This window comes from Serratia sp. SSNIH1 (assembly GCF_002935055.1).
GTDB classification, from domain to species: Bacteria; Pseudomonadota; Gammaproteobacteria; order Enterobacterales; family Enterobacteriaceae; genus Serratia; species Serratia nevei.
Genome location: NZ_CP026383.1, coordinates 3479705 through 3505636 on the forward strand (window position 1 = coordinate 3479705; position 25932 = coordinate 3505636).

Genomic DNA, 25932 nt, shown 5'->3' on the forward strand with positions numbered 1-25932 from the left:
TGAAGTAACCTGGTGGATCGCGTTAGCGCTTGGTCAATTGAGTGGTGGCTTCCAGTGGTGTCACTGGCTGTCCATCGGTGAGCCATCCTCCTCCGGCGGCAACCACCGTCTCGCCGGGCTTGAGTCCAGCGAGGACGCGCGCGCTGTCTCCTTCCTGTACCGGCGTGAAGCGCACCGCGCGACGGTGCACCTTCTTATCTTCAGGGGTGTAGACGAAGACGGAAGCCTCGCCCGGCTTCGTGCCGAGCACCAGCGAGGCATAAGGTATGGATACAGTCTCGGGCCGAGAGGTCTTGGAGGTTGCCGCAGGTGCGTCGAGCACGACCTGTACGGGAATACCTGGCCGAAGTGCGCGCGCTTGCGCGTTATCTTCAGGCACTAGCACCACGGGTAGGAGCGAGCCATTTTCGGCGCGCAGACCGACACGACGTACCACCGCTCGGATTGGTTGTTCGGCTCCGCTCCAGCTCAGTTCTGCGCGTTGGCCGACATCTATGTGAGGTGCCTGTGTAGTAGACGCGTTCGCGATGATCTCAGTGCCACTGCGCACGCCGTCGACCTGAAATACCGGCGCACCAGCAGCAATGTCGGTGAACGCCAAAGCCAGCTTTTCCGCCACGACACCATCGAAAGGAGCGACGATCATCGTGCCACGTTGTGCTCGTTCGGCCAGGCCAAGCGCCGCCTTGGCAGTGCGCGCTTGACCCTCTGCGACCGCTAGCTGCGCCTTCGCGCTCTCGAACGCAGCAGGGGAGATGACTTCGCTTTCGAGCAACCGGCGCTGTTGATCTGTCTGTACACGTCGATCCATCAGGCCGGCTTCGGCGGCCGCCAGGGATGCTTGCGCTTGTGTCACGCGAAGCCGGTCAGGTTGCGCATCAAGTTCTGCCAGGACTTGGCCGCGGGAGAACCGTTCACCCACGTCGACGTTCAACTTGGCGATCCGTCCTCCTGTTTCAAATCCTAGGATGCTGCGCTCGGTTGCTCGCGCCGAGCCAGTCAATTCGATGCGAGAGCTATGCGGGAGATCCGACTGCGCGGCGGCGAGCTTCACTGCGCGCGGAGGCTCGGATACGGTGGATTGCGAGTTTCCGCACCCTGAGAGCAGAGTCGAAATGGATAGTGTGCAAGCAACCGCCAAGGAGCGCGGTGCGCACGCGGTCATGACACCGCTACGGACGCGACTCATGTGCGTCCTTTTGCCGGGACAAGTTCGAGATGGCCCGAGGCGAGATCCTGGAGCGCCCGAAAGAAATGCCGCCGCTCTGCGGGTGCGAGTATTGGCAAACCCAGAAGATCGGCGAACAGGGCGCCATCCAATGCCAGCATGATGAGTGCCGCGGTCTCGGTGCCACGCGGGGATCGACGCACGCGTTCGTACTGCACGCGGTAACACTCGCGCAGTGGGTCGAGAAGTGTTGGATCTTCCGCAGCTGCCGCGAGCAGCGCTGCGCCCATCTTCTGCATCTCGTCGTCGGGCATCGCTTCCACCTGGCTCGACAGCCAGGGGTCCGGATCTCCGGCAAACCTGCGCTCGTGATTGGCTTGTACCGCGTCGAACGCCCGGATCATCTCGTCGATCAGTGTCACGAACAAATCGCGTTTGGTCTTGAAGTGATAGAGAAACGCCCCTTTGCTCAACCCGGCCCGCACAACGACGGCGTCCAGTGTCAAGCGACTGGCACCTTCCTCCAGCACCAGTTCGCGGGCGGCCTGCAGGATGCGGTCGCGAGTTCGCTGGGCTCCTTGCTGGAGGCCGGGCTGCGCATCGGCGCTGCTATGGGCAGTGGACGGGGGGGGCAACTTTGTTTTCGCGCGGGGCGGCATGGTCGTGCTCCAAAAAAGCTTGAGTCATATACAGTCCAGACGGTATAGTAGAAGCCATACAACAGTCCGTCAAGACTTTTTCGGAGCGCAAGGAGCTGCCATGTCTCAAATTCTTGAACGCTATCGCCTCATTGCCATGATTTCTCCGCTACTGCTTCTTGCGGCCTGCAGCCATGCCCCGCACTCTGCCGATCCACCTCGCCTGGATGTACCGGCCCATTTCTCAAATGAAGAGGGAGGTGAAGGCATCTTGGACAAATCGTCCCGCCGTACTCTTCCCGTCGATTGGTGGACGGCCTACGGCGATCCGCACCTCAATGCCTTGGTCCGGGCGGCGCTGGAGCGCAATACCGAACTGACGATTGCGCGAGCGCGCGTGGACGAGGCATCGGCCGCCACGCGGCGAGCACGGGCCTCCCTGCTCCCCTCGTTGTCCGCGGGCACGCAGGCAACTCGAGGACGCGACTATTCAGAGAACGTTGCAATCGGCAATGATGGCCGCGCCACGTTGTCCGCATCGTGGGAGGCAGACCTGTCGGGACGGCTTTCGCAGGCAGCAGAAGGTGCGCGCCTGGATGCGGTGGCAGCCGAACAAGCGTGGGTTGCCACGCGGTGGCAGGTCGCGTTTGAAACAGTGTCGGCGGCTGTGCAGCAGCGCCAAGCCAGTGAGCTCGAAGCGCTAGCCGCGGCGCGGCTGGCATCCGCAGAACGACTCGTCTTGCTGATGCAACGGAAGTTCGAGGCCGGACAAGCTACCGGCTTCGACATCGAGCGTACCCGCGCCGGCGTCGTCGCACTGCGCGTGGAGCAAGAGCAACTGCGGCGTGCGCGCGGCGAGGCGACGCATGCACTCGATGTACTAGTGGGACAAACGCCCGGAGCGCCTGCAGCTTCCCCAACTCTTGCGTCGCTCGCCGTCCCGGACTGGACACCGACACGCATACCTGCGGACCTGCTGAGTGAGCGGCCCGACGTGCGCGCCGCCGAAGCGAAGTTCGCCGCCGAAACCGCGCGCTGGAACGCAGCCGAAGGCGAACGCTTCCCCAGGCTGGTGTTGGACCTGAGCGGCGGACGGCAGCGCGTAGAGAGTGTGGGAACCCGCATCACTGGAAACATTTTTTCACTTGGGGCCGGGGTGTCGTTGCCGATCTTCGATGGTGGCGCGATCCGTGCCGGCATCGAGACCGGAGAGGCGCGCAGCCGAGCTGCCCGTGCGGAGTTCGAGCGCACTTTGTTGAGTGCTTTGCAGGACGTAGAGAACGCATATCTCGGTTGGCATACGCAGCACGCAGCACTGGAGCATCAGGCCGAGGGTGTCGCAGTCGCGGAGCGTCAGCTCGATCGCAGCCGACGTCTGTTCGAGGCGGGACAAGTGGACGCCACGGTGGTGGCCGAGGCTGAGGCCGGGGTGCTGTCAGCGCAGGCTTCGCTGATCCGCACGCGGGCCGAGACAGCCATGCAATGGGGCGTCCTGGCAAAAGCATTATCCGGCTCTCCTGTTTGATCGCAGAAACATGCTGGAGCAGCTTGCGAAGGCTAGCTAAATAGCGTGACGCAAGGCGAAGGTGGTGAGGCCTGAGTGATGAGGAATGCGAACATGGAAATTCGACACCTGCGCTACTTTCTGGCGGTGGCAGAGGAGCTGCACTTTGCCCGAGCCGCAGAGCGCCTCCACATAGAGACATCGCCGCTGTCGCGCGCCATCAAGGAACTTGAGGAAGAGTTGGGCGTAGCGCTATTTGCGAGAACCACTCGGAGCACCCGCTTGACTCGTGCGGGCAGGCTCTTCTTTGAGAGCGTGCCGCGTGTCTTCGCAGCTTTGCAGCAGGCGCGCGACAGTGTGAACGCCGCAGCCAATGGCTTTCATTGCCAGCTCCGTATTGCATTGTCTGATGGAATCACGCCATCGCGCCTGCCTGCGTTGTTGGCGCTCTGCCGGCAGGAAGAGCCGGAAGTGGAAGTTCGCTTCTTCGAGGTGCCTTTGGCACAGCAAATCAAGGGATTGTGTGGCGAACTGTACGATCTCGGCTTCGCTCAATCGGATGAAGTCGGCGAAGGCATCATCGCCGTGCCGGTGTGGAGTGACCCTCTGATGGTAGCTGTGCCCGCACGGCACCCCTTGCTATCCCACAAACAGATTCCCCTAGAAGAGCTGTTGCGGTATCCGCTGGTGCTCTGCGACGCGGTGGCGTGTGAGGGCCATGCTCGGCAAGTTGAACGGGTGCTACGTCGCGTGGACATAGAGCCACTGATTGCCGAACGCGTGACTTCCAGCGATCTAATGATGGTCCTGGTTTCGGCGGGACTTGCACTAGGCCTCACAGGAGGCGCGCATATCACAGCCAGCAGGGAACAGGGGGTGGTCGCACGGCCGCTGACTGGACGTTCGCCAATGCTCACGACCTATCTACTACGGCCGGCCAGCGAGCCGTCAGAAATGCTGACTCGCTTCATGGAACGCGTTCATTCGATCAAATCTCCAGATGCCAAAGGTCGGCGGTAAACCATCACACAATCTCCCAAAGAAAATTAACCATGAAGAAGATTGCTCTCATATTGCTTTCCTCGACATTGGCAGCCTGCAGCCCATCTGGGAAACCAGATAAAGCCAACCTTCCGACAGTCGATGAATTAGCGCTCAATCCTGAGCGTCTGAAAGAGTTGCGCAAGCAATGCAAGTTGGATCGACCAATGCTGGGCGACCAACTATGTAACCGGGTTGCCGAGGCTACGCGAAAGCGCTTTTACGAAGATGGCGATGTGCCCCACACCACGCCTAAAGAGCCGCCGAAGTTCTAAGCTGGTGGTCATGCCGGAGTATGTATGCCGGATATGAAAAATTTGAAGGAGAATCGCAATGGGTTGGATCTATCTTGTTTTGGCTGGATTGTTTGAAATCGGATGGCCGGTCGGGCTGAAAATGGCGCAAGAGCCAACATCGCGTTGGAGTGGGGTCGCAGTAGCCGTCTCTTTCATGACAATTAGCGGCGCCTTCCTATGGCTTGCTCAGCGTCAGATACCGATTGGGACTGCTTATGCGGTGTGGACGGGTATCGGAGCGGCGGGAACTTTCTTAGTCGGAATTCATTTCTATGGCGACCCAACCTCCCTGATGCGATACCTTGGCGTGGCGTTGATCATCCTGGGCGTTATCACGCTCAAGTTATCGAGTTGATCGCTAGCTCCATTGGTAGCGTAGTCGCTAGGCGACCCAGCTCCCAGAGTGGATCGGGCGCTGGGAACTCGTACGGTCACCTCCTCTCTCTAGTCGCTATGTGACGAGCTTGCCGGCGCCTCGGGAGAGTTCGAGCCAGTGCGCGTAAGGCGGTGGGAGCACCCATTCCGGGTGGCTCCACCTTCAGTGCCTGCGCCAAGGTGACCTGAGTACGAACTTTGTAGCCAGTCAGGCAGTGAGTTCGGAGGGGATGCTATCGGATTGGATCCAGTTGCGCCGGATCGTCGCCGGCGGTTTGTAAGCATGCGCGCTATGCGGCCGCTGCTCGTTGTAGAACTGTCGCCAACGTTCGATCAGCACCTTCGCTTCGGTCCGACTGCGGAACCATTCGCGGTTGAGCAGTTCGTCGCCCATCGTTGCCTGCGAAGTCAGGACCAGCAGAATCCTGAGGGGAGTTCTCATCATGGTTTTCTCCGTTCAGACGCTTGGGATCAAGCGGCCGGAGACCACTACGCCTGCTTGGCTTTGCGCGCTGCCTCGACCAAGCTGTCGAGCCAGTCCTGATGGCCGTTGATCATCGGGTTGGGTTTGGCGTTGTGCAGCTCCTCGGCCGGTTTGCCCTTCTGAGTTTCCTGCGTGAGGATGCGCACGCGCCTGCCGTCCAGGTTCTCAACCAGCCAGGCGTGATGCACATCCAGGCGCGTATCTGTGCCTTCCTCGCCGGACCAGCCGTGCCAGGCCACGCGGCCGGGTTGCCCATCCGCAGGTGGCACGTATTCGTTGCACTGCCCCTCTACCGGGAAGCCGAAGGTCTCGAAGTAAAACCGATCGCCGTCGGCCAGTACCGGGCCTTTGCCGTCATGAAAGCACACGTTAGCCGAGTTGGCGTAGTAGCTTGGCCACAGCGATGGTGTGACGAGTAGAGGCCATACGTCGGCCGCGCTCAAGCCGGCGGCGATGATCTCATTGGAGGCGAAATTCTCAGTAAAGCCCGGCGTGTAGCCTTCGGGCCAGAGGATGGCGTTCTGTTGCTTGCTCATATCGAAGCTCCTTCACAAAATGTCGATGACGCAACAGGGGTGGCTGCGTCATTCAAGTGGTCATGGAGCAAATCATGAGCCTCCATCTGCAATAAGTGAAATCCTAAGTTTCTATTTTTGATATCATAAAATATGATATCAAGGCCTAGGTTCTGCCATCCACCGACTAGGCTATCTCGCAGCGGCGCTACGAAAGGGCGCGTCTCCAATTGAGCCGACTGATTGCTTATTTGTAGTGCGAGGTAGAGTTGTGCTGAGCATGACGATAGGAGCGATCTTGCCTACTTGTTGTTAGCACAGGAAGTGAACAGCAGTGCTCGTATCCAGCGATGTGCTGGATCGTGATGGGTGCGTTCGTGCCAAGCAGCCGTCTTGGTGAACCCCGGTATCTTCACCGGCGGCAGGGAGATAGCCAGCTTGTCCATACCGGCGACCAAGCGGCTCGGCAAGATCGCAACCATGTCACTGGCACGCAGGATGTCTGGCAAGATCAGAAAGCTCTTGACCGACAGTGTGACGCTGCGTCGTTTGCCCAACTGTTCTAGCGCATCGTCGGTGACGCCGCGGAAACCTCCACCATCGTAGGAAACAAGCGCATGGTCGAGAGCACAGAACTGTTTAACGGTCAGCTTGCGCCCCATAGCCGCAGGATGGTCTTCCCGCAGGACACACACATAGTGTTCCTTGAACAGCTCTCGGGCATGCAGATTTGGCGGAGTGATCTCTGGCGTCAGGAGGGCTAAATCGATCTGACCGCGCTCAAGCTGGTTCTGTAGCTGCCCGCTCTCGACTGGCACTAATGAGACTCGTACACGCGGTGCGTGCCGTTTAAGTGCCGATAGAAATGGGACAGCAACGGCACGCAGCGCATAGTCCGTCGCGGCGATGGAGAAGGTCAGTTGTGCGGTGGCCGGATTGAAGGAAGGTGGCTGGAGCAGCGCGTCGATTTCGGCGAGCACCTGCTTGACAGGCATCCCTAGATCCAGCGCCCGCTGCGTTGGAACGATACCCCGCTGCGAGCGCGCGAAAAGCGGGTCACCGAAGCTCTCGCGCAACCGCGTCAGCATGCCACTCAAGGCCGGCTGGGTTAGTCCCAGACGGGCCGCCGCCCGTGTCACATTGCGTTCGTCTAACAATGCGTCCAGCGCCTTGAGCAAGTTGAGATCCATACTCTTGATATTTTTCATTTTTATTCCAATCTTAAATATCATCGTTTTTCATGATATCTAAATATTGCCTATGAGTGGAAGCAAGGCCCATTGACGGCTTTTTTTGGGTAACTTGCTTGGAACTCTGTATGCGCCGCAGTGCGCTTTCGCTTGCGGCGCTTTTCTTTGACTCGCCACCGCGCTCATTCTTTCTTTTCCCTCGACCATTGTGCTGCGAACGGTCTTTGACCGGCACTAGCCCAGAACCGATCCTGACGCCTGCGACACCCCCTGTGCAACGCTTTCAATGAGACACCAGCGCAGGAGAAATCGGAGGACAGGTCATGCAAGGGACGAACGTTCTGTTCGGCCAGATCGCTGTGGTAATCGGCATCGTGATCGCCGGCGTCTGGGGCGCCACACAATGGACAGCAGCGACCCTTGGCTATCAAGTACGCCTCGGATCGCCCTGGTTCGATCTTCTAGGTGTACCGGTTTATCACCCGTGGCGCTTGTTCGAATGGTGGTTCTTCTTTGATGCCTACGCGCCGCACGTCTTCGACACAGGCGGTGCGATTGCGGGTGGTAGCGGTTTGTTCGCTTTACTCGTCGCCATCGCCATGTCGGTATGGCGTTCTCGGCAGTCGCGGCTGGTTACGACTTATGGTTCGGCACGCTGGGCCGATGCCGTCGACATCCGCAAAGCTGGACTGACCCTCCCGGCGGGCGTCTTCCTCGGCCAACACGACGACCAATACCTCCGACATGAGGGGCCGGAACATGTCCTGAGCTTCGCACCCACGCGCTCGGGCAAGGGCGTGGGCTTGGTGGTGCCTACGTTGCTTTCGTGGCCGGCGTCCGCCGTCATTCACGACATTAAGGGAGAGAACTGGAAGATCACGGCGGGCTGGCGTTCGCGCTTTTCGCACTGCCTGCTTTTCAACCCCACCGATAGGCAGTCGGCCGCCTACAACCCGCTGCTTGAAGTCCGGCGCGGCGCACATGAAGTGCGCGACGTGCAGAACATCGCCGACATTCTGGTTGACCCTGAAGGTGCGTTAGAGAAGCGCAATCATTGGGAGAAGACCAGCCACGCGCTACTGGTCGGTGCAATCTTGCATGTTCTGTACGCAGGCGAGGACAAGACGCTGCGCGGCGTCGCCAACTTCCTCAGCGACCCGGCGTGTCCGTTCGAGCTGACGCTGCACCGGATGATGACGACGAAGCACCTGGGCGATGCGCCTCACCCGGTTGTCGCATCCGCTGCCCGCGAAGTGCTCAACAAGTCGGACAACGAGCGATCGGGCGTGCTCTCCACCGCCATGTCGTTTCTCGGCCTGTACCGCGACCCGACCGTGGCCGAAGTCACATCGCGCTGCGATTGGCGCATCGCCGACCTGATTTCCGCCGAGCACCCGGTATCGCTCTATCTGGTGGTGCCGCCCTCCGACATAAGCCGCACCAAGCCGCTGATCCGGCTCATCTTGAACCAGATCGGGCGGCGGCTGACCGAATCGCTCGACGGCAGCGATGGCATCGCGCGCCGGCACAAGCTGCTGCTGATGCTGGACGAGTTTCCGGCGCTGGGTCGCCTCGATTTTTTCGAGTCCGCGCTTGCCTTCATGGCCGGCTACGGCATCCGCAGCTTTCTCATCGCTCAAAGCCTGAACCAGATCGACAAGGCGTATGGGCAGAACCATTCCATCCTCGACAACTGCCATGTCCGGGTGACTTTCGCCACCAACGACGAAAGGACGGCGAAAAGGATTTCCGAAACCCTCGGCACCGCCACCGAGCTTCGCGCGCAGCGCAACTACGCGGGCCACCGCCTCGCTCCGTGGCTGGGGCACCTGATGGTGTCGCGTCAGGAAACTGCACGTCCGCTGCTGACGCCCGGCGAGGTGATGCAGCTTCCACCTGAGGACGCCGTAGTCATGGTGTCCAGCGTTGCCCCGATCCGCGCGAAGAAGCTGCGTTACTACGTCGACGCCAATTTCAAGGATCGCGTCCTGCCACCGCCCGTGCTCGCAGTCGGGAGGTACGCCGACGCGCCGCCAGCCCGCCCCGACGACTGGAGCGGCTTGGCGATCCCGGCCGTACCTACGGCGCCGACCTCGGTATCCGCCGATGGTCCGGGCGGCACCGATGACGGCGGCCCGCGCCGCCAGCTCGAACTCTCCGAAACCGTCGCCTACGAGCCCGAGTTGGACGCGTGTGCGAACGACCTGGAGCTGCTCGATGACGACGACCTGGCGCTCCCGCTTCCCGGCCAGCTCGACCCGGCCATGCAGCGCACGGCCCGGCTGGCTTCTCTCGACCCCAACGACGGAATCGACCTATGAGCCAATACCGCCTCAATCTTTTCATCCAGCCCGAGCACGCCAAGCGCCTGGATGAACTTGCCGCCAAGAAAGGCGTGTCCAAGTCCTCCATCGTCGCAGCGGCCTTGGCGTCCTGGCTGTCACCCGATGCGGGCGACCAGCGTGAGGCCGCCATTGCCAAGCGGCTGGATCGACTGTCGCGGCAGACCGAACGCATGGAGCGCGACCAGAACATCCAGATCGAAACGCTGGCGCTGTTCATCCGCTATTTCTTGACCATCAGCACGCCGGTGCCAGAAGCCCACAAGGACGCGGCCCGCGCCCAGGGCAAAGCGCGCTTCGAGCAGTTCGTCGAGCAGTTGGGTCGCCACCTGCTGCGTGGCCGCAGTCTGGTGCGCGACGTGGTGGAGGAACTGCACCCCGATCCGATGCGGATGGATGACGCAGCAGCGATGGCGTCCGCCGATGAGCGAGCTGCAGAGCGTGCGTCATGAGTGCCGTTCCGCAGATTCCGCCTGAATCTCGCTCATCCGCCGCGGCGTCCCAGGATCGCCGCATCCAGATGCTGCGCACGGCGATGGGGCCGCTGATCGCCGCTGCGCTCGAAGATCCGGATGTTGTGGAAATCATGCTCAACCCCGATCGCACCCTGTGGGTGGATCGGCTGTCGTCGGGTCGCTCGCCGCTGGGCGTGGAGATGCCCGAGGCCGATGGTGAACGCATCATCCGCCTGGTCGCCGCGCATGTCGGCGCGGAGGTGCATCGCGGCCAGCCGCTCTTGACCGCCGAGTTGCCGGAAACCGGCGAGCGTTTCGAGGGCATCCTGCCTCCGGCCGCCCCGGGGCCAGCCTTCGCGCTACGCAAGCGGGCCGTGAGCATCATCGGCCTGGATCGCTACGTGGCCGACGGCATCCTGACCGCCGGGCAGGCCGAGTTCCTGCGCCGCGCCGTGCGCGAGCGGCAGAACATCCTGATCGCCGGCGGCACCAGCACCGGCAAGACCACGCTGGCGAACGCGCTGCTGGCCGAGATCGCCGCCACAGGCGACCGCGTGCTGGTGCTCGAAGACACCATCGAGCTGCAATGCGCGGCCCGCGACCATGTGCCGCTGCGCACCCGCGCCGGCGTCGTCACAATGACCGAGCTGGTGCGGGCCACGATGCGCCTGCGGCCTGACCGCGTGATCGTCGGCGAAGTGCGTGGCGGCGAAGCCCTGGACTTGGTGAAGGTCTGGGGCACCGGCCACCCCGGCGGCATTGCCACCATCCATGCCGGCTCCGCCTTGGGCGCACTGCTGCGTCTGGAGCAACTGATCCTCGAAGTGGCAGTGAATCCGCCCCGCGCCCTGATCGCCGAGGCGGTCAACGTGGTGATTCACATCGCAGGCCGTGGCCGCAAACGTCACGTCGAAACCATCTCCCGTGTCGTCGGCTTCGACGGTGCGGGCTATCGCCTGACAGATGCGCTGGAAACGCCGTTTCCCGAGCTGCCGCCGGTTCCTCTTGCAGCCGCTGCCGCTGCGCCTTCCTCGACCCCTGACCAACCTGGAGAACTGCCATGACGCACGTTGATGCTTTCCGTCTTTCCGTAAATCCTATTTCTCGCCTGTCCAGCATGGCGCGGCTGCGCCACCTGGCCCGTCCCGCAGGGCAAGGGCTGCTGCTGGCCGCGCTGATGCTGTTGCTGGCGGGCACGGCGCAGGCCGCCGGTTCCTCGATGCCGTGGGAAGGGCCGCTGACCTCCATCCTCGAATCCATCCAAGGGCCAGTCGCCCGGATCGTGGCGGTGATCATCATCATCTCGACGGGGCTTGCGCTGGCGTTCGGTGATACCAGCGGCGGCTTTCGCAAGCTGATCCAGATCGTGTTCGGCCTGTCCATCGCGTTCGCCGCGTCCTCGTTCTTCCTGTCGTTCTTCAGCTTCTCCGGAGGGGCCGTCGTATGAGTAAGGCCACCGATCTTCCGGGCTTTGAAGTGCCGCTGCATCGCTCGCTGACCGAGCCGATCCTGCTGGGCGGTGCGCCGCGCACCGTGGCGATTGCCAACGGCACGCTAGCCGCCGCCGTCGGGCTGGGCCTGCAACTGTGGATTCCCGGCGTGGTGCTCTGGATCGTCGGCCACTCGCTGGCCGTATGGGGTGCGCGCGTCGATCCGCAGTTCATGCAGGTCTTCGCGCGGCATATCAAACACCGCCCGCTTCTGGACGTGTGAGGGGAGGACGCCATGCTGAACCTTGCCGAATATCGTCAGCGCCCGGCCTTGCTTGCCGACTGGCTGCCCTGGGCCGGGCTGGTCGCGCCGGGCGTTGTGCTGAACAAAGATGGTTCGTTTCAACGCACGTTCCAGTTTCGCGGCCCCGACTTGGACAGTGCGACACAGGGCGAGCTGATTGCCACGTCGGCGCGGCAGAACAACGCGCTTCGCCGTACCGGGTCTGGCTGGGCCTTCTATATCGAGGCCGAGCGGATGCGGGCATCGAGCTATCCGCAATCCTCCTTTCCCGAACCACTGTCCTGGCTGGTGGATGAGGAGCGACGCGCGGCGTTCGAGGAGTCGGATGGCCATTTCGAGAGCGTCTATCACTTCACGTTGCAACACCTACCGCCGCAAGAGTCTCGCGCCCGTGCGGCTGGGATGCTGTACGAGAACCGGCCCACTGAGGGTGTGGACTGGCGTGGTCGGCTTGATTCCTTCGTGGCAGAGACCGATCGCGTGTTCGACCTGCTCGATGGTGTGATGCCGGAGATTGCCTGGCTGGACGATAGCCAGACGCTGACCTACCTGCATGCCACAGTCTCCACGCGGCGCTATCGCGTCGGCGTGCCCGACGTGCCGTTCCATATCGACGCACTGCTGGCCGATGCCGCGCTGGTCGGCGGCCTGGCGCCCATGCTGGGCGATCAGCACCTGCGCGTGGTGTCGGTACGAGGCTTCCCGACCTCGACCTGGCCGGGGATCTTGGACGACCTCAACCGCCTGGGCTTTGCGTATCGCTGGAGTACGCGCTTCCTGTGCCTGGACAAAGCCGAGGCGGAACGGGAATTGGGGCGCTTGCGGCGCCAATGGTTCGCCAAGCGCAAGAACGTCATCGCGCTGCTGCGCGAAACGATCTTTCAGCAGGAAAGCCCGCTGGTCGATACCGATGCCAGCAACAAGGCCGCCGACGCCGATGCCGCCTTGCAGGAGCTGGGCAGCGATCAAGTCGCCTTCGGCTACCTCACCGCCACGGTGACGGTGCTCGACGCCGACCCGGCCGTGGCCGACGAGAAGCTGCGCATGGTGGAGCGCGTCATCCAGGGCCGGGGTTTCGTGACCATCCCCGAAACCCTCAACGCAGTCGATGCCTGGCTGTCGTCCGTCCCCGGCAACGCATACGCGAACGTGCGTCAGCCCATCGTTTCGACGCTGAACCTGGCGCACATGATGCCGATGTCAGCGGTATGGGCTGGGCCGGAGAAGAACGAACACCTCGATGGCCCGCCGCTGATCGTCACCCGCACCGATGGCGCGACGCCGTTCCGGCTGGTGACGCACATCGGCGACGTGGGGCACACCCTTGTCGCCGGGCCGACCGGCATGGGCAAGTCGGTGCTGCTCGCCATATTGGCCATGCAGTTCCGGCGCTACTTCGGCTCGCGGATCTTCGCCTTCGACATGGGGCGCTCGATGCGCGCCACCATCCTCGGCCTTGGCGGTGAGCACTACGACCTCGGTGCCGATGGCGGCATCGCCTTCCAGCCACTCGCGCGAATAGCCCACGAGGGCTACCGCACCTGGGCCGCCGAATGGGTGGAGGGCCGGCTGCTGCACGAAGGCGTGACGGTCGGCCCGGACGAGAAGGCTGCCATTTGGTCGGCGCTGCGAAGCCTTGCCGGTGCGCCAGTGGAGCAGCGCACCATGACCGGCTTGTCGGTGTTATTGCAGTCCAACGCGCTGCGCCAAGCGCTCGCGCCCTATGTGTTGGGCGGCGCCCACGGCAAGCTGCTGGACGCTGACCACGACCGGCTGGGCATGGCCGACGTGCAGGGCTTTGAGATGGAAGAACTGATGCACAGCCCCGCCGCCGTGCAAGCAGTGCTGCGCTACCTGTTCGCCCGCTTCGACGAACGTTTTGACGGCGCGCCCACGCTGCTGATCCTCGATGAAGCGTGGCTGTTCCTCGATGAGCCGTCCTTCGCGGCCCGCATCCGGCAATGGCTCAAGACGCTCAGAAAAAAGAACGTCAGCGTCATCTTTGCCACGCAGTCGCTGGCCGACATCAAGGACTCGACCATCGCGCCAGCCATCATCGAAAGCTGCGCGAGCAGGATCTTCTTACCTAACCCGCAGGCCACCGAGCCGCAGATTCGCACGATCTACGAAGGCTTCGGCTTGAACAGCCGCCAGATTGAGATCGTGGCGACCGCACAGCCCAAGCGCGATTACTACTACCAGTCGCGCCTCGGCAATCGCCTGTTCGACCTCGACCTGGGGCCTGTCGCGCTCGCATTCGCGGGCGCATCCACCCCTCAAGACCAACGCGATATTGACCGCGTGCTGACGCAGGCCGGCGCTCCCGGCTTCGCCGGCGCGTGGCTGCGCCATCGCGGCCTCGGCTGGGCCGCCGACCTGCTGCCGTCCGCTCCGGCGGCAGCTTCCTTTCTCGCTTCTCAACCGCTGGAGGTTTCACCATGAAGACCAAGCCCCGTTTGCTCTCTGTCTCACTCGCTGCCGTGCTGTCGGTATCGCTGCTGGCCGTGCAGCCCGCATCCGCGCTGACGGTGTTCGACCCGTCCAACTTCGTGCAGAACACGCTGACCGCCGTGCGCACGCTGGAACAGATCAACAACCAGATCAACCAGCTTCAGAACGAGGCGCAGATGTTGATGAACCAGGCCAGGAACCTGGCAAATCTCGACTTCAACATCGTCAACCGCCTGCGCTCGACGCTCGCCACCACCGAGCGCCTGATCGCCGAGGCGCGCGGCTTGGCCTACGACGTGCAGAGCATGGATGCCACGTTCGCCCGCCTGTACCCGGAACAGTACGCCGCCACCATCAGCGGCGACCGCATGGCACAGGACGCCCGCGAACGCTGGCAGAACACCTTGAACGGCTTGCACACCGCGATGCGGATGCAGGCGCAGGTGTCGCAGAACCTCGCCCAAGACGAAAGCGCGCTGGCCGATCTCGTGAGCCAGAGCCAGTCGGCCACCGGCGCGCTGCAAGCGATGCAGGCGACGAACCAGCTCCTGGCTTTGCAGGCCAAGCAGTCGATCCAGGCGCAGCAGCTCCAGATCACGCAAGACCGGGCCGCTTCACTGGAACTGGCGCGGCAAGCGGCGGCTATGGAGCGCGCCCGCGAAGTGCGGCGGCGCTTTCTGGGCACCGGCACGCCGTACACGCCGCAGTCCGTCAACTTCTATAACAACTGACCGGAGGCGGCCATGCGATGCGCTTCCGTCCTGATGGCCGTGCTGCTGACCGCGTGCGGCCAGCAGCCGGCCGAGAACCTGGCCGACGCCCTGGCCGCAGATCCGGTGCGGCTCAAGGCGTTGCGCGGGCAATGCGCGGCCGACCGGCAGGCCGTGGGCGAGGATGCCTGCCGCGCCGCCGCTGAAGCCTTCCGGCGGCGCTTCTTCGCCGGCCATACCGGGCCGGATGAATACAACTCGCTGGCTGAACTCCCGCCGATTCCGCCGAGCTTCGATACGCCCGCAGATGAATTGCCAGAGGGCGCCGTTCCGCTCACTCCGCCCGAGGATTCGCCATGAACGACGTGACCATCATCGACCGTTTCCTCGATACGTTCTCGCGCTACATCGACTCGGGCTTCGGCTTATTGCAGGGCGAAGTGGCATTTCTCACCGCCACGCTCATCGTCATCGACATGACGATCGCTGGCCTGTATTGGGCCATGAGCCACGCCACCGGCCAGGGCGACGACGTGATCGCCAAGCTGCTGCGCAAGGTGCTCTGTGTCGGCGCGTTCGCCTACATCATCGGCAACTTCAACTGGCTGGCGAGCATCGTGTTCCGCTCGTTCGCCGGCTTGGGAATTACCGCTACCGGCTCGGCCATCACGATGGAGAACTTCCTTCAGCCGGGCCGGCTGGCGAAGACCGGCATCGACGCAGCCGCGCCGATTCTGGAACAGATCGGGGACATGGCTGGGTTCCCCGAGGTGTTCGTGAACATCGACCCTATCGTGGTTCTGTTCATCGCCTGGCTGGTGGTGATCCTCTGCTTCTTCGTGCTGGCCGTACAGCTTTTCATCACGCTGATCGAGTTCAAACTGACTACGCTCGCCGGCTTCGTCTTGATCCCGTTTGCACTCTGGAACAAGACCTCGTTCCTCGCGGAAAAGGTGCTAGGCAACGTGGTGTCGTCAGGCATCAAGGTCTTGGTGCTGGCCGTCATCGTCGGCATCGGTTCAGGCCTGTTCGCCGAGTTCCAGGTGCATCCCGACGAACCATCCATCGACCACGCGCTGGTCGTGATGCTGGCCTCGCTCGCGCTGCTGGCGCTGGGCATTTTCGGCCCCGGTATCGCCACCGGCCTGGTGTCCGGTGCGCCACAGCTTGGTGCGGGCGCGATGGCTGGTGCTGCGGTCGGGGCTGTCGGCACCGGCGTTGCCATCGGCGCCGCCGTAACGGGCGTGGGCGGCGCCGTCATGGCCGGGGCACGAATGGCCCCGGCGGCCGCAAAGCTGGCCGGTGCCGGTGCGCGTGCCGCGACTTCGGCGGCCGGCAGTGCCCGATCGGCGTTCCAGGCCGGTTCCGCTGCGGCCGGCGGCGGTGCCAAGGGCGCGGCGGCTGGCCTCGGCAATGTCGCCAAGACTGGCGCACAAGCCGCAGGCCGCAGCGTCACCTCTGGTGCTTCCGCTGTTGGGCAGAAGGTGGCCGACTCCTTCCGCGCTGGCTGGAACGGCACAGAAGCCGGCAGCGACGGTGCTGGCCCCGGCCAGACCGCAGACGGCACCGCAGGCTCGCAGAAGCAACAGCAACCGACCTGGGCCAAGCGGATGCACCGCCGCCAGCAGGCTACCCATGCCGCGACCACTGCCGCCCACACGCTGCGCGGCGGCGACGGCGGCGGCTCCGGGCAAGGCCCGAGCCTGCGGGATTCCGATACCTAACCTTCAAGGAGAACACCCATGCGATTCAAACGACCGCAGGTGCGCTACGCCGATACGCCGCAGCCTGCCACCCCGTATCAAGCCGCCGCCCAGGTGTGGGACGACCGTATCGGCTCCGCCCGCGTGCAGGCGAAGAATTGGCGCCTGATGGCCTTCGGCTGCCTAGTGCTCGCGCTGTTGATGGCCGGCGGCCTGGTGTGGCGCTCGGCGCAGTCCATCGTGACGCCCTATGTCATCGAGGTCGATCAAGCCGGGCAGGTGCGCGCCGTGGGAGAGGCCGCCACGCCGTACCGGCCCGGCGACGCGCAGATCGCGCACCACCTGGCGCGCTTCGTGACGCTGGTTCGCTCGCTGTCCATCGACCCCATCGTGGTGCGGCAGAACTGGCTCGATGCCTACGACTACACCACCGACAAGGGCGCGGCGGTGCTCAACGACTACGCCCGCACCAATGACCCATTCGCCCGCATCGGCAAGGAATCGGTAACGGTGCAAATCACCAGCGTGGTTCGCGCGAGCGACACGTCTTTCAACGTGCGCTGGACAGAGCAGCGCTATGTCAACGGTGCGCCCGCCGGCACCGAACGCTGGAACGCCGTGCTTTCGACCGTCCTGCAAACCCCGCGTACTGAACAGCGCCTGCTCAAGAACCCATTGGGTATCTACGTCAACGGCCTGTCATGGAGCCGCGAACTGGATTCTTCCGAAGGAGCCAAACCATGAAACTTCGTTTCCGCCTTTACGTTGTTCCTTTGACGCTGCTGGCCCTCGCGGGCTGCGCCTCGCAGGGGAAGCCGCCGCCATCCATCTCGCTCGACGAGACGGTGCTGGCCCAGCCGTTGCCCGAACCGCCCAAGCCCGTCGAAGTCGTCGCCGTCCCTGAACCGCTGGCGCTGCCGGCGCAGTTGAAGCCCCTGCCGGAACTCGATGAGGCCCCCGTTGCGCCGGAGCCGGCCGACGAAAAGGTGCGCGTTTCCCGTGCCAATGCAGAAGCGCGTATCGCGCCTACCCGTGAGGGCTACGTCAACGCGATTCAGGTGTGGCCGTTCACCGATGGCGCGCTTTATCAGGTCTATGCGTCGCCGGGGCGCGTGACGGTGGTTTCGCTTCAACCGGGCGAGGAACTGGTAACGGTCGCCGCCGGCGATACCGTGCGCTGGATCGTGGGCGACACGTCCAGCGGCGGCGGGGCCGATCTGCGCGTCAATGTGCTGGTCAAGCCTATCCGCTCCGGTCTGAAAACCAATCTCGTCATCACCACCAGTCGGCGCACCTACCTGCTGGAGCTGACCTCGACCGAGAGGGCATGGATGGCGTCGGTGTCCTGGGACTATCCGAAAGACCGAATGCTCGCGTTGCAGCGCCAGGCGCAGGCAGCGCAGGCAACAACGCCTGTCGATACGGGCCTGTCGCTGGACAAGATCCGCTTCCGCTACGCGGTATCGGGCAGCAACCCGCCGTGGAAGCCTCTGCGCGCCTTCGATGATGGAGAGAAGGTCTATATCCAGTTCCCGCCGGGCATCGCCCAGGGCGAGCTGCCGCCGCTGTTTGTCATCGGCGCGCAGGGCGACGGGCAACTGGTGAACTACCGTTTTCGCTCGCCGTACTACGTCGTGGATCGCCTGTTCGGCGCGGCCGAACTGCGGCTGGGCGGCGATGGCGGCGACGTGGTGCGGATCGAGCGCACCGATGGTGTTGCACGGAGGAACTGACCATGAGCCAGGATGACACTCCCGACCTTGCCGCGCCGCAGGCGGACAAGGTGGCGCCGGAGGCAGTGGCGCTGCGCGCCCAGCCGCGTCCAGTCACACGCCTGAACCGGCGCTCGCTGGCCATCCTTGCCGGCGTCCTAGCGGTCGCCGTGCTCGGCGCGCTGATGTGGTCGCTGCAACCTCATCGACGCAGCACAGGCGAGCAGACCGAGCTTTACAACGTCGATCGCGTGTCAAAGTCGGAAGGACTGGATGCGCTGCCGACGGACTATTCCAAGCTGCCGCCGGCGTTGCTGCCTGCCGTTCCCGAACTAGGGCCACCGCTGCCGGGCGATCTTGGCCCGGCTATCGTGAAGTCGCAGCAACCGGCGACGGCTGCCTACGCGGCCCCCGGTCACGACCCGAACGATGCCCTGCGAAAAGAAGCCGAGGCGGCCGCGGCCTCGTCCGTGTTCTTCCGCTCGGGTGGGCAGAATGCGGCGCCGGTAGCGCAGACACAGGTGGCCGCTGCGCCGGGCTTCGCCGCCAATGCGGCGTTTGACCCGCTGGCGGCCGGGCCGGCCTCCACGGCGGCCCAACCTGCTGACCCGACAGCGGTGCAAAACCGGCAAGACCAGAAAGAGGCTTTCATGAAAGCTGGCCCCACTGAAACCCGTAATTCCGGCAATCTGACTCTGCCAATTTCGCCGTATCAGGTTATGGCCGGAACAGTGGTCGCAGGTGCCTTGGTGACGGGCATCAAGTCGGACTTGCCCGGCGACGTGATCGCCACGGTGACGGAGCCGGTCTATGACACAGCCACCGGGCGCTTCCTGCTGATTCCGCAGGGTTCGCGCATCCTGGGCAAATACAACAGCCAGGTCAGCTACGGGCAGAGCCGCGTTCAAGTCGTCTGGAACCGGATCATCCTGCCGGACACGTCTTCGCTCACGCTCGACAACCTGGCCGGCACCGACCCAGCCGGCTATGCCGGGCTGGAGGACGATGTGGACTACCACTGGGGCCGCATCTTTGCCGGTGCGGCACTCACCACGCTGCTGGGCGTCGGTGCCGAGCTGGCCGCGCCGGAGAACCGGCAGGATGGTGATCGCGTCATCATCGCTGGGCGCGACAGCGCGCAGGACAGCATCAATCAGGTCGGCCAGGAGATGACCCGGCGCAACCTCAACATCCAGCCGACCTTAACGCAACGGCCGGGCCTGCCGGTTCGCATCATCGTCAACCGGGATCTGGTGCTGCGGCCGTACCAGCCGCTGTTCTTCAACCGGGGGACTTCACGATGAGCACGACCAAGAAGCTGCGGCTCGGCCCGCTGCCGAAGACCGAGAGCACCAAGCTGACTTTCGTTTGCCCGACCAGCTTGAAAGTCGACCTCGACCGCTACGCCGCGCTACACGCGCAGGCGTATGGCGAGGCCGTTGATGCGGCGACGCTGATCCCGCATATGCTGGAAGCGTTCATGGCGGGGGATCGAGGATTCAGGAAGGGCACGGCGACCCGCAGCACACCACCGAAGCCGCCATGATTGCACCGCATGCTATTCAACGGCATCCATCGAACGCGCAGCCCAGGCTGCGCGTTCTTCATTCTGGATGCCGCCGAGCCTGTTGGGCTATGATGATGCGACAGGCCCGCCGTTCCTCGGCAATCCAGCACTACACAGTGCGATGCGGCTTTCTCTCCCAACGCTCCTATGTCGCTCCTAGCCGACAACGCCGCTCTTCTTCTAAGCGGCCCCGAAAGGAGCTAACCTACTGTCCCATATACGGTTTCAAGTCCTTCTTGATTTGCGCGAAAGAATTGACACCGGCACTTTTTTGTTTCTGGGCCCGGTGCGCCGGTTAAGCGCGGCGTCGGTACAGCGCCAACGCGAAATCCGTTTCGCACACGAACTCGCCGCCAGCCGCCAGCCGCTGCTGCACCTCCGGCGTAGCACGCCAGGCGAACGGTGTCATCTGCAGCAGGTTGGCGGCCTGTGTGCCCGGCAGGGTCATCGTATAGGCCAACGCCTCTTTACGCTCACACTCGAAACCGTCGAACTGTTCGTCCTGCTCGGCATGCAGCTGCACCTGTTGGTAGACCTGCTCTTTCAGCTGGTACAGATGACGCGGGCCCGGCGAGACCGTCACTACCACGCCACCCGGCTTCACCACCCGCGCCAGCTCCTCTGCCTTGCAGGGCGCATAAATGCGCAAGACCGCATCCAGCGCCGCGTCGGCGAACGGCAGACGGTGGCTGGAGGCGACGCAGAACGAGACCGCAGGATAACGTTTGGCGGCGTAGCGGATCGCTACCTTGGCGACGTCCAGCCCATAGACCGCCATATTGCGCGCCTGTGCCAGCCGTGCGGCCACGGCAGCGGTGTAATACCCTTCCCCACAGCCTATGTCCAACAACGCGCCAGCATCGGCCGCCAGCGCCAAATCCAGCCACTCGGCCACCTGCTGCTGCAGCGGTTGATAATAACCGCCGTCGAGAAACGCGCGCCGTGCCCGCATCATTTCCGCGCTGTCTCCCGGCTGCTTCGATCGTTTGTGCTGCACCGGCAGCAGATTGACGTAGCCTTCTTTGGCTTGATCGAACTGATGATTGCCGGCGCAACGCCAGTGTTGCGATGAAAAATGCAGCGGTTGATGACACAGAGGGCATTGATAAGACATGAATGGGCTTCCAGAAAGACAGGGCGCGGCTAGTCTAAAGAAGGCGTCGGCTCGATGCAAGGCGCATCCCCGCTCGCTTTCGCCGCCAACAACGCCTGGTCAAGCGGGGAAAAAGCTGGCTACACTGAGAGTCTGTTTTCTCACGCAGGTGAAAATAACTTATGAGCGATCGTTCCGCGCTGCTCAATGCGGTGCCCCACATTCAGCACGGCTTTGGCAGCAAACTCGCGCTGCTGCCCGGGCATCTGCTGCCCTACAGCGCCACGCTACCGGAAAAGAAGCAGGTGCACGGCACCCGTATCGTCGACGTGCTGCAACCGGCGCAGGCGTGCGGCGAGGCCGATGGTTTCTATACCCGCCAGCCCGGCATTCTGCTCAGCGTACTGACGGCGGACTGTCTGCCGGTGCTGTTCAGCCGCCGTGACGGGGGCGCCATCGCCGCGGTTCATGCCGGCTGGCGCGGTTTACTGGACGGCATTCTGGAACAGGTGGCAGCGCGCATTCGCCAGGATGGCGACACCGCCGATTGGGTGGCCTCTATCGGCCCTGCCGCCGGCCCGTGCTGCTACGAAGTCGATGAAGCGCTGGTGGAAAATTTTAAACAGCGCCTGCCGCTGCCCGCCACGCTGATCAGCCCACATTACCGGCATCTGGATTTGGCCGCGATTGCCGAATACAAGCTGGCGGCGCTCGGCTTCGCCGCCGTTGACCGCGCCGGCAGTTGCACCATCTGCACGCCGGACGTCGACCCACAGCGGCCACAGCGCTTCAAATACACCAGCTATCGCCGCAACAGCCACCGGCGCGCGCAGGATCCGACGCATCCGGGGATCAAAGGCCGCAACCAGTACGCCGGCATCATCATCGCCGCCGGATGACGGAAACGAAAAAGCCCGCTCGAAGGCGGGCTTTTTGTACAGCTGACGCTGATTAGATAGCAGTAACGTTTACTGCAGATGGGCCTTTCTGGCCATCTTGGATTTCGAACTCAACGTTCTGGCCTTCAGCCAGGGTTTTGAAGCCGTTACCCTGGATTGCAGAGAAGTGTACGAACACGTCTTTGCTGCCGTCAGCCGGGGTGATGAAACCGAAACCTTTAGACTCGTTGAACCACTTAACTTGACCTTTGATCTTTGCCATCTTGAGTATTTCCTTTGGATTGTTTAAACCGCCCGAGGGCGTTACATAGACAAACTAGAGTCGTTACTGCTTGAGGCACTAAGATAAGGATCGGCAGAGAAGCGGTATTCAACGCTAACGTCTTTACTCAGAACTTCTTTACTGAAAATGCCACACATATACAGAACTGTACCTCGTTTTACCCAGATGCGTTATCACATACTCTGTATGCGATGGCAAGCCATTTTTAATCACTGAACGACATGTCGCACATATTTGAAACGGTCGAGAGCCACATTTGCTTAAATAGGCCAAAAGATGTTGAAGCATCGGCTATTTTCTGCTTGCCAAACTCGCTGCGCCAGACCCCGCATTCTGATAGCGTTTTAACAAAACTTTCATCGTTTTGACGCATCTCCTTCTCGGCGTTTTCGCTTTTTTGTCGCTTATAGCGTTAAAAAATTTGAATCTTTATGGAATGTCATATGCAACATTTGAATATCGATGAACGGGGGCCAATTTATTCAATGCTCCTCCGCCCCTTTACCGTCGGAAAGCGCATTCACCATCGGCCTTCAGCCCTGTCACCGCACGGCATGCACCAGAGCGTGACGAGAGCCGGCGGCCGCGCTGACACGCCGACCAACGGCTGCATAAGCATGCAACGTCCTGACGCCTCCCCCGCTGGCCGGTGGCTTCATCCTAAATAATCCGAAACCCTAAATCTGAATAACCGGAATAACCTTATGAATAGCGAAAGTGCGGCATTGAATTAAATCCGGAAAATCGGGTGGTTATTTGGATCCCACCCCGCACTTATCAATTTTGCTAATTACTGCCACGCTTTCAAACCGTTGATCTTATTCTTTCCTCTGTACCACCGGGTGGATAGACAACGCTTGCTGCGAGTCCTGCAACGCGATGCGCTCGCCAATCTTCAGCGGATGGAATTGATGCTGTTCCAGCCCCGCCTCGCTCAGCGCCAGGTTCAGTTGCTGCGGCGGTTCGTCCAGCGATTCATCCGCCAGTTCGAATACCCCCCAATGGATGGGAATGGCTCGCGGCTGATTCAGCTCGCGATACAGCGCCACCGACTGCTGCGGATCCATATGCTGCTCCTGCATGAACCAGCGCGGCGCATAGGCGCCAATGGGCAGCGCCGCCACGTCGAACGGGCCCAGCCGTTGACCAATTTCCGCCAACCGTGCCGAATAGCCGCTGTCGCCGGAAAAATAGAACCGCAGCGCCGGATGATGGATCACCCAACCGCACCACAGCGAGCAATTGCGATCCCACAACGTGCGCATGCTCCAGTGCCGCGCCGGCGTGGCGTAGACCGTCAGCTCACCTAACGACAGGCTCTGCCACCAGTCCAGTTCATGCACCTTCAGCCGATAACGGCGGAACCAATGCTTCAAGCCGAGCGGCACGATAAACTCGGCCTGTGGGAAGCGCCGCGCCAGCTGCCGCACCGTGCGCCTGTCGAGATGGTCATAATGATTATGGGAGATCAGCACCGCATCCACCGCCGGCAATTGCTCCACCGTCAGCGGCGCCGGCGTTCTGCGCTTCGGCCCGTAGAAGCTCAGCGGCGAGGCGCGTTCGGACAACACCGGGTCGATCAGGATATAGCGGCCACCCAGCCGCAACAGCATGGATGCATGCCCCAGCCACCAGATGCTGTCATCGCTGCCGCTGAGATCGGCGGGTTGCCACCAGCGTTCGGTAAATTGCGCGTAGCCCTGCTGCGGCGGCCTGGGCAGCCCCTGCCGCTTGCGCTCATCCTGCCAACGCTGCAGGTCACCCTCCTGGCGCTGCGAGGGTTCCGGGTTGCGAAATCCCTCCGGCGTGTGATGCGCCTTGGCCGCGTCGTAATAACGATTGATTCTCTTCATCCAGCCCCTTCTCCTGTCCGCTGCGCCCCCTGCACGGGCGTGACTTCCAGTGTAACAAACCCGACGAGACTCGCACTTCGTCAGCCGTGCGCTGCATTGCGGGACCTTTTGCCGTATGCTGTTGTCTCACTCCGGTGAGACAGCCAGGGCCGCCAAGAGCCCGTTAAGACTCTCTTAAGATCTTTGTGATTGACTTGTAGGGCATACAGAAAAGGAGAAGTTATGAGTCGTTCTACATCCCGCAAATCAGGCTCAGGCCTGGGGCGCCGTATTCGCAGCGCGCTGCTGGCGCAGAAGCAATACTGGAAAATGTATTTCGCCATGAAGCTGCGCCGTCTGCGCGTACCGGCGCCACTGGTTCTGCTGGGCGGTTCGCTGCTCGGGTTTTTCATGCTGACCCTGCTGATGCTCAGCGTGGTCGCCATCGACGTGATCAGCACCCTGCTGCTGCTGTGCCGGAAACTGCTGGGACGGGGTCGTGAGGGGCGCGCCTTTATGCCGCGCGGCTGACGCACAAAAGAAGCGGAGGCGCAGACTACGCCTCCGCCGCATACCGATTAGCGCTTGGCGCCTTTACGGCGCGTCAGCATAAACCCGCACCACAGCACCGCAATCCAAACCGGCATCAGCAACACCGAAATGCGGATCCCTTCGCTGAAATACATAATCACCAGAATCAGGCCGAGGAACGCCAGGCACAGGTAGTTGCCGAACGGATACCACAGCGCCTTAAAGCTGGGGATGACGCCCTGGCGGTTCTTGGCGGCGCGGAATTTCAGGTGCGCCAGGCAAATCATCACCCAGTTGATCACCAACGTTGACACCACCAGCGCCATCAGCAGCTCAAACGCCTTGCCGGGCATCAGGTAGTTGATCAGCACGCCAATCGAGGTAATCAACGCCGACAGCGCGATGGACAATACCGGCACGCCGCGTTTATTCACGCGCGTCAGCGCCTGCGGCGCATTGCCCTGGCTGGCCAGCCCGAACAGCATGCGGCTGTTGGCGTAAACGCCGCTGTTGTAGACCGACAGCGCGGCGGTCAACACCACCACGTTGAGCACGGTCGCCACCAGATTGCTGTTCAGCGCATGGAAGATCAGTACGAACGGGCTACCGCCCTCCACCACTTGCCCCCACGGATAGAGCGACAGCAGCACGGTCAGCGAGCCGATATAGAAGATCAGAATGCGGTACACCACCTGATTGGTGGCTTTAGGAATGCTGCGGCGCGGATCGGCGGCTTCCGCCGCGGTGATGCCGACCATTTCCAGCCCGCCGAACGAGAACATGATGACCGCCATCGCCATCACCAGCCCGGAGAAGCCATGCGGCATAAAGCCGCCCTGCTGCCACAGGTTGGTGATGCTGGCCTGCGGGCCGCCGTTGCCGCTGACCAACAGCCAGGCGCCGAACACGATCATGCCGACAATCGCCACCACTTTGATGATGGCGAACCAGAACTCGGTTTCGCCGTACAGACGCACGTTCACCAGGTTAATCAGGTTGATTAGCACGAAAAACAGCGCGGCGGAGGCCCAGGTGGGGATTTCCGGCCACCAGTACTGAATGTAGATGCCGACGGCGGTCAATTCCGCCATGCCGACCAGAATGAACATTGCCCAGTAGTTCCAGCCGGAAAGGAAGCCGGCGAAATCACCCCAATATTTATAGGCAAAGTGGCTGAAAGATCCGGCGACCGGCTCCTCAACCACCATTTCGCCCAGCTGGCGCATGATTAAAAACGCGATAAAACCGCCGATGGCGTAGCCCAACAGCACGGCGGGGCCGGCCATTTTAATGGTTTGCGCAATGCCGAGAAATAAACCGGTACCGATGGCGCCCCCGAGGGCAATAAGCTGTATGTGTCTGTTTTTTAAACCGCGTTTTAGCGGAGTATCCTGATGCTGACCGCCCAT

General features: G+C 62.4%; 28 protein-coding genes and 1 pseudogene. 19 read left to right on the forward strand and 10 right to left on the reverse strand.

Annotated features, from left to right (window positions below):
• Positions 1 to 22 precede the first annotated feature (22 nt).
• The gene (locus C3F38_RS16815) at positions 23 to 1189 is read right to left on the reverse strand and encodes an efflux RND transporter periplasmic adaptor subunit (protein ID WP_003092290.1); all 1167 of its coding nucleotides are present in this window, start codon (positions 1187 to 1189) and stop codon (positions 23 to 25) included.
• Complete coding sequence (locus C3F38_RS16820; RefSeq protein WP_024944154.1) at positions 1186 to 1827, reverse strand: TetR/AcrR family transcriptional regulator; 642 nt, start codon at positions 1825 to 1827, stop codon at positions 1186 to 1188. The genes C3F38_RS16815 and C3F38_RS16820 overlap by 4 nt, the downstream gene beginning before the upstream one ends.
• A gap of 100 nt (positions 1828 to 1927) precedes the next feature.
• On the opposite strand from C3F38_RS16820, the gene C3F38_RS16825 reads away from it, so the two are divergent.
• The 4 genes from C3F38_RS16825 to C3F38_RS16840 all read left to right on the forward strand — a co-directional run bounded on the left by C3F38_RS16825 (position 1928) and on the right by C3F38_RS16840 (position 5002).
• Positions 1928 to 3331: an efflux transporter outer membrane subunit gene (locus C3F38_RS16825; protein WP_000078291.1), complete on the forward strand. Its 1404-nt coding sequence runs from the start codon at positions 1928 to 1930 to the stop codon at positions 3329 to 3331.
• Positions 3332 to 3424: 93 nt separating this feature from the next.
• Positions 3425 to 4330, forward strand: coding sequence for a LysR family transcriptional regulator (locus C3F38_RS16830; RefSeq protein ID WP_000405670.1), 906 nt, complete (start codon positions 3425 to 3427; stop codon positions 4328 to 4330).
• Positions 4331 to 4362: 32 nt separating this feature from the next.
• On the forward strand, positions 4363 to 4626 hold the full coding sequence (locus tag C3F38_RS16835; RefSeq protein WP_000717310.1) for an EexN family lipoprotein: 264 nt from the start codon (positions 4363 to 4365) through the stop codon (positions 4624 to 4626).
• Positions 4627 to 4684: 58 nt separating this feature from the next.
• Entirely contained in the window at positions 4685 to 5002 is a 318-nt protein-coding gene (locus C3F38_RS16840; protein WP_000539741.1) for a multidrug efflux SMR transporter, read from the forward strand.
• A gap of 228 nt (positions 5003 to 5230) precedes the next feature.
• Here the strand turns inward: C3F38_RS16840 and C3F38_RS16845 are convergent.
• The 3 genes and pseudogenes from C3F38_RS16845 to C3F38_RS16855 form a co-directional block, all read right to left on the reverse strand.
• Positions 5231 to 5410, reverse strand: a pseudogene (locus C3F38_RS16845) (integrase core domain-containing protein); the annotation flags it as partial.
• Between the two features lie 101 nt (positions 5411 to 5511).
• Entirely contained in the window at positions 5512 to 6042 is a 531-nt protein-coding gene (locus C3F38_RS16850) for a hypothetical protein (RefSeq protein ID WP_000043569.1), read from the reverse strand.
• Positions 6043 to 6323: 281 nt separating this feature from the next.
• Positions 6324 to 7229, reverse strand: a complete 906-nt coding sequence (locus C3F38_RS16855; RefSeq protein ID WP_023093368.1) for a LysR family transcriptional regulator — start codon at positions 7227 to 7229, stop codon at positions 6324 to 6326.
• A 305-nt stretch (positions 7230 to 7534) separates the two neighbouring features.
• Here C3F38_RS16855 and C3F38_RS16860 point away from each other — a divergent pair, with 305 nt between their 5' ends.
• From C3F38_RS16860 to C3F38_RS16920, 13 genes are read left to right on the forward strand one after another with little or no spacing between them, the layout of a single operon-like run.
• Positions 7535 to 9532, forward strand: coding sequence for a conjugal transfer protein TraG (locus C3F38_RS16860; RefSeq protein ID WP_001163195.1), 1998 nt, complete (start codon positions 7535 to 7537; stop codon positions 9530 to 9532).
• On the forward strand, positions 9529 to 10005 hold the full coding sequence (locus C3F38_RS16865; RefSeq protein ID WP_000085131.1) for a ribbon-helix-helix protein, CopG family: 477 nt from the start codon (positions 9529 to 9531) through the stop codon (positions 10003 to 10005). The genes C3F38_RS16860 and C3F38_RS16865 overlap by 4 nt, the downstream gene beginning before the upstream one ends.
• On the forward strand, positions 10002 to 11072 hold the full coding sequence (trbB, locus tag C3F38_RS16870) for a P-type conjugative transfer ATPase TrbB (protein ID WP_023093367.1): 1071 nt from the start codon (positions 10002 to 10004) through the stop codon (positions 11070 to 11072). Before C3F38_RS16865 ends, trbB begins: the two co-directional genes overlap by 4 nt.
• Positions 11069 to 11455, forward strand: a complete 387-nt coding sequence (locus C3F38_RS16875; RefSeq protein WP_000150010.1) for a TrbC/VirB2 family protein — start codon at positions 11069 to 11071, stop codon at positions 11453 to 11455. The genes trbB and C3F38_RS16875 overlap by 4 nt, the downstream gene beginning before the upstream one ends.
• Positions 11452 to 11721, forward strand: coding sequence for a VirB3 family type IV secretion system protein (locus C3F38_RS16880; RefSeq protein ID WP_003092280.1), 270 nt, complete (start codon positions 11452 to 11454; stop codon positions 11719 to 11721). The genes C3F38_RS16875 and C3F38_RS16880 overlap by 4 nt, the downstream gene beginning before the upstream one ends.
• 12 nt (positions 11722 to 11733) lie before the next feature.
• On the forward strand, positions 11734 to 14184 hold the full coding sequence (gene trbE, locus C3F38_RS16885) for a conjugal transfer protein TrbE (protein ID WP_000933135.1): 2451 nt from the start codon (positions 11734 to 11736) through the stop codon (positions 14182 to 14184).
• Positions 14181 to 14924 carry a P-type conjugative transfer protein TrbJ gene (gene trbJ, locus C3F38_RS16890; RefSeq protein WP_003092277.1) on the forward strand — a complete coding sequence of 248 codons (744 nt, stop codon included), beginning with the start codon at positions 14181 to 14183 and terminating at the stop codon, positions 14922 to 14924. Before trbE ends, trbJ begins: the two co-directional genes overlap by 4 nt.
• 12 nt (positions 14925 to 14936) lie before the next feature.
• Complete coding sequence (locus tag C3F38_RS16895) at positions 14937 to 15263, forward strand: hypothetical protein (protein ID WP_014603538.1); 327 nt, start codon at positions 14937 to 14939, stop codon at positions 15261 to 15263.
• The gene (gene trbL / locus C3F38_RS16900) at positions 15260 to 16627 is read left to right on the forward strand and encodes a P-type conjugative transfer protein TrbL (RefSeq protein ID WP_103791764.1); all 1368 of its coding nucleotides are present in this window, start codon (positions 15260 to 15262) and stop codon (positions 16625 to 16627) included. Before C3F38_RS16895 ends, trbL begins: the two co-directional genes overlap by 4 nt.
• Positions 16628 to 16645: 18 nt before the next feature.
• Positions 16646 to 17350, forward strand: coding sequence for a conjugal transfer protein TrbF (gene trbF / locus C3F38_RS16905; RefSeq protein ID WP_001211312.1), 705 nt, complete (start codon positions 16646 to 16648; stop codon positions 17348 to 17350).
• Positions 17347 to 18339 carry a P-type conjugative transfer protein TrbG gene (trbG, locus tag C3F38_RS16910; protein WP_000776560.1) on the forward strand — a complete coding sequence of 331 codons (993 nt, stop codon included), beginning with the start codon at positions 17347 to 17349 and terminating at the stop codon, positions 18337 to 18339. The genes trbF and trbG overlap by 4 nt, the downstream gene beginning before the upstream one ends.
• A gap of 2 nt (positions 18340 to 18341) precedes the next feature.
• Entirely contained in the window at positions 18342 to 19622 is a 1281-nt protein-coding gene (locus C3F38_RS16915; protein WP_003092274.1) for a TrbI/VirB10 family protein, read from the forward strand.
• Positions 19619 to 19864 carry a DUF2274 domain-containing protein gene (locus C3F38_RS16920; protein ID WP_000108283.1) on the forward strand — a complete coding sequence of 82 codons (246 nt, stop codon included), beginning with the start codon at positions 19619 to 19621 and terminating at the stop codon, positions 19862 to 19864. The genes C3F38_RS16915 and C3F38_RS16920 overlap by 4 nt, the downstream gene beginning before the upstream one ends.
• Before the next feature lie 316 nt (positions 19865 to 20180).
• On the opposite strand, the gene rlmA is transcribed toward C3F38_RS16920, so the two are convergent.
• A complete protein-coding gene (gene rlmA / locus C3F38_RS16925) occupies positions 20181 to 20999 on the reverse strand; it encodes a 23S rRNA (guanine(745)-N(1))-methyltransferase (RefSeq protein ID WP_055312480.1) in 819 nt (272 codons plus the stop codon).
• A 161-nt stretch (positions 21000 to 21160) separates the two neighbouring features.
• Here rlmA and C3F38_RS16930 point away from each other — a divergent pair, with 161 nt between their 5' ends.
• Positions 21161 to 21877 (forward strand): polyphenol oxidase family protein, encoded by a 717-nt coding sequence (locus C3F38_RS16930; RefSeq protein WP_047730520.1) that lies wholly within the window; start codon positions 21161 to 21163, stop codon positions 21875 to 21877.
• A gap of 52 nt (positions 21878 to 21929) precedes the next feature.
• On the opposite strand, the gene cspE is transcribed toward C3F38_RS16930, so the two are convergent.
• The 3 genes from cspE to C3F38_RS16945 form a co-directional block, all read right to left on the reverse strand.
• Positions 21930 to 22139 carry a transcription antiterminator/RNA stability regulator CspE gene (cspE, locus tag C3F38_RS16935; protein WP_002221949.1) on the reverse strand — a complete coding sequence of 70 codons (210 nt, stop codon included), beginning with the start codon at positions 22137 to 22139 and terminating at the stop codon, positions 21930 to 21932.
• A 41-nt stretch (positions 22140 to 22180) separates the two neighbouring features.
• On the reverse strand, positions 22181 to 22297 hold the full coding sequence (locus tag C3F38_RS16940; RefSeq protein WP_002211058.1) for a DUF2627 domain-containing protein: 117 nt from the start codon (positions 22295 to 22297) through the stop codon (positions 22181 to 22183).
• 681 nt (positions 22298 to 22978) lie between these two features.
• On the reverse strand, positions 22979 to 24013 hold the full coding sequence (locus C3F38_RS16945) for an MBL fold metallo-hydrolase (RefSeq protein WP_038877061.1): 1035 nt from the start codon (positions 24011 to 24013) through the stop codon (positions 22979 to 22981).
• A 222-nt stretch (positions 24014 to 24235) separates the two neighbouring features.
• On the opposite strand from C3F38_RS16945, the gene C3F38_RS16950 reads away from it, so the two are divergent.
• A complete protein-coding gene (locus C3F38_RS16950; RefSeq protein ID WP_055316802.1) occupies positions 24236 to 24523 on the forward strand; it encodes a hypothetical protein in 288 nt (95 codons plus the stop codon).
• Between the two features lie 47 nt (positions 24524 to 24570).
• On the opposite strand, the gene C3F38_RS16955 is transcribed toward C3F38_RS16950, so the two are convergent.
• Positions 24571 to 25932 (reverse strand): amino acid permease, encoded by a 1362-nt coding sequence (locus C3F38_RS16955; RefSeq protein WP_038877059.1) that lies wholly within the window; start codon positions 25930 to 25932, stop codon positions 24571 to 24573.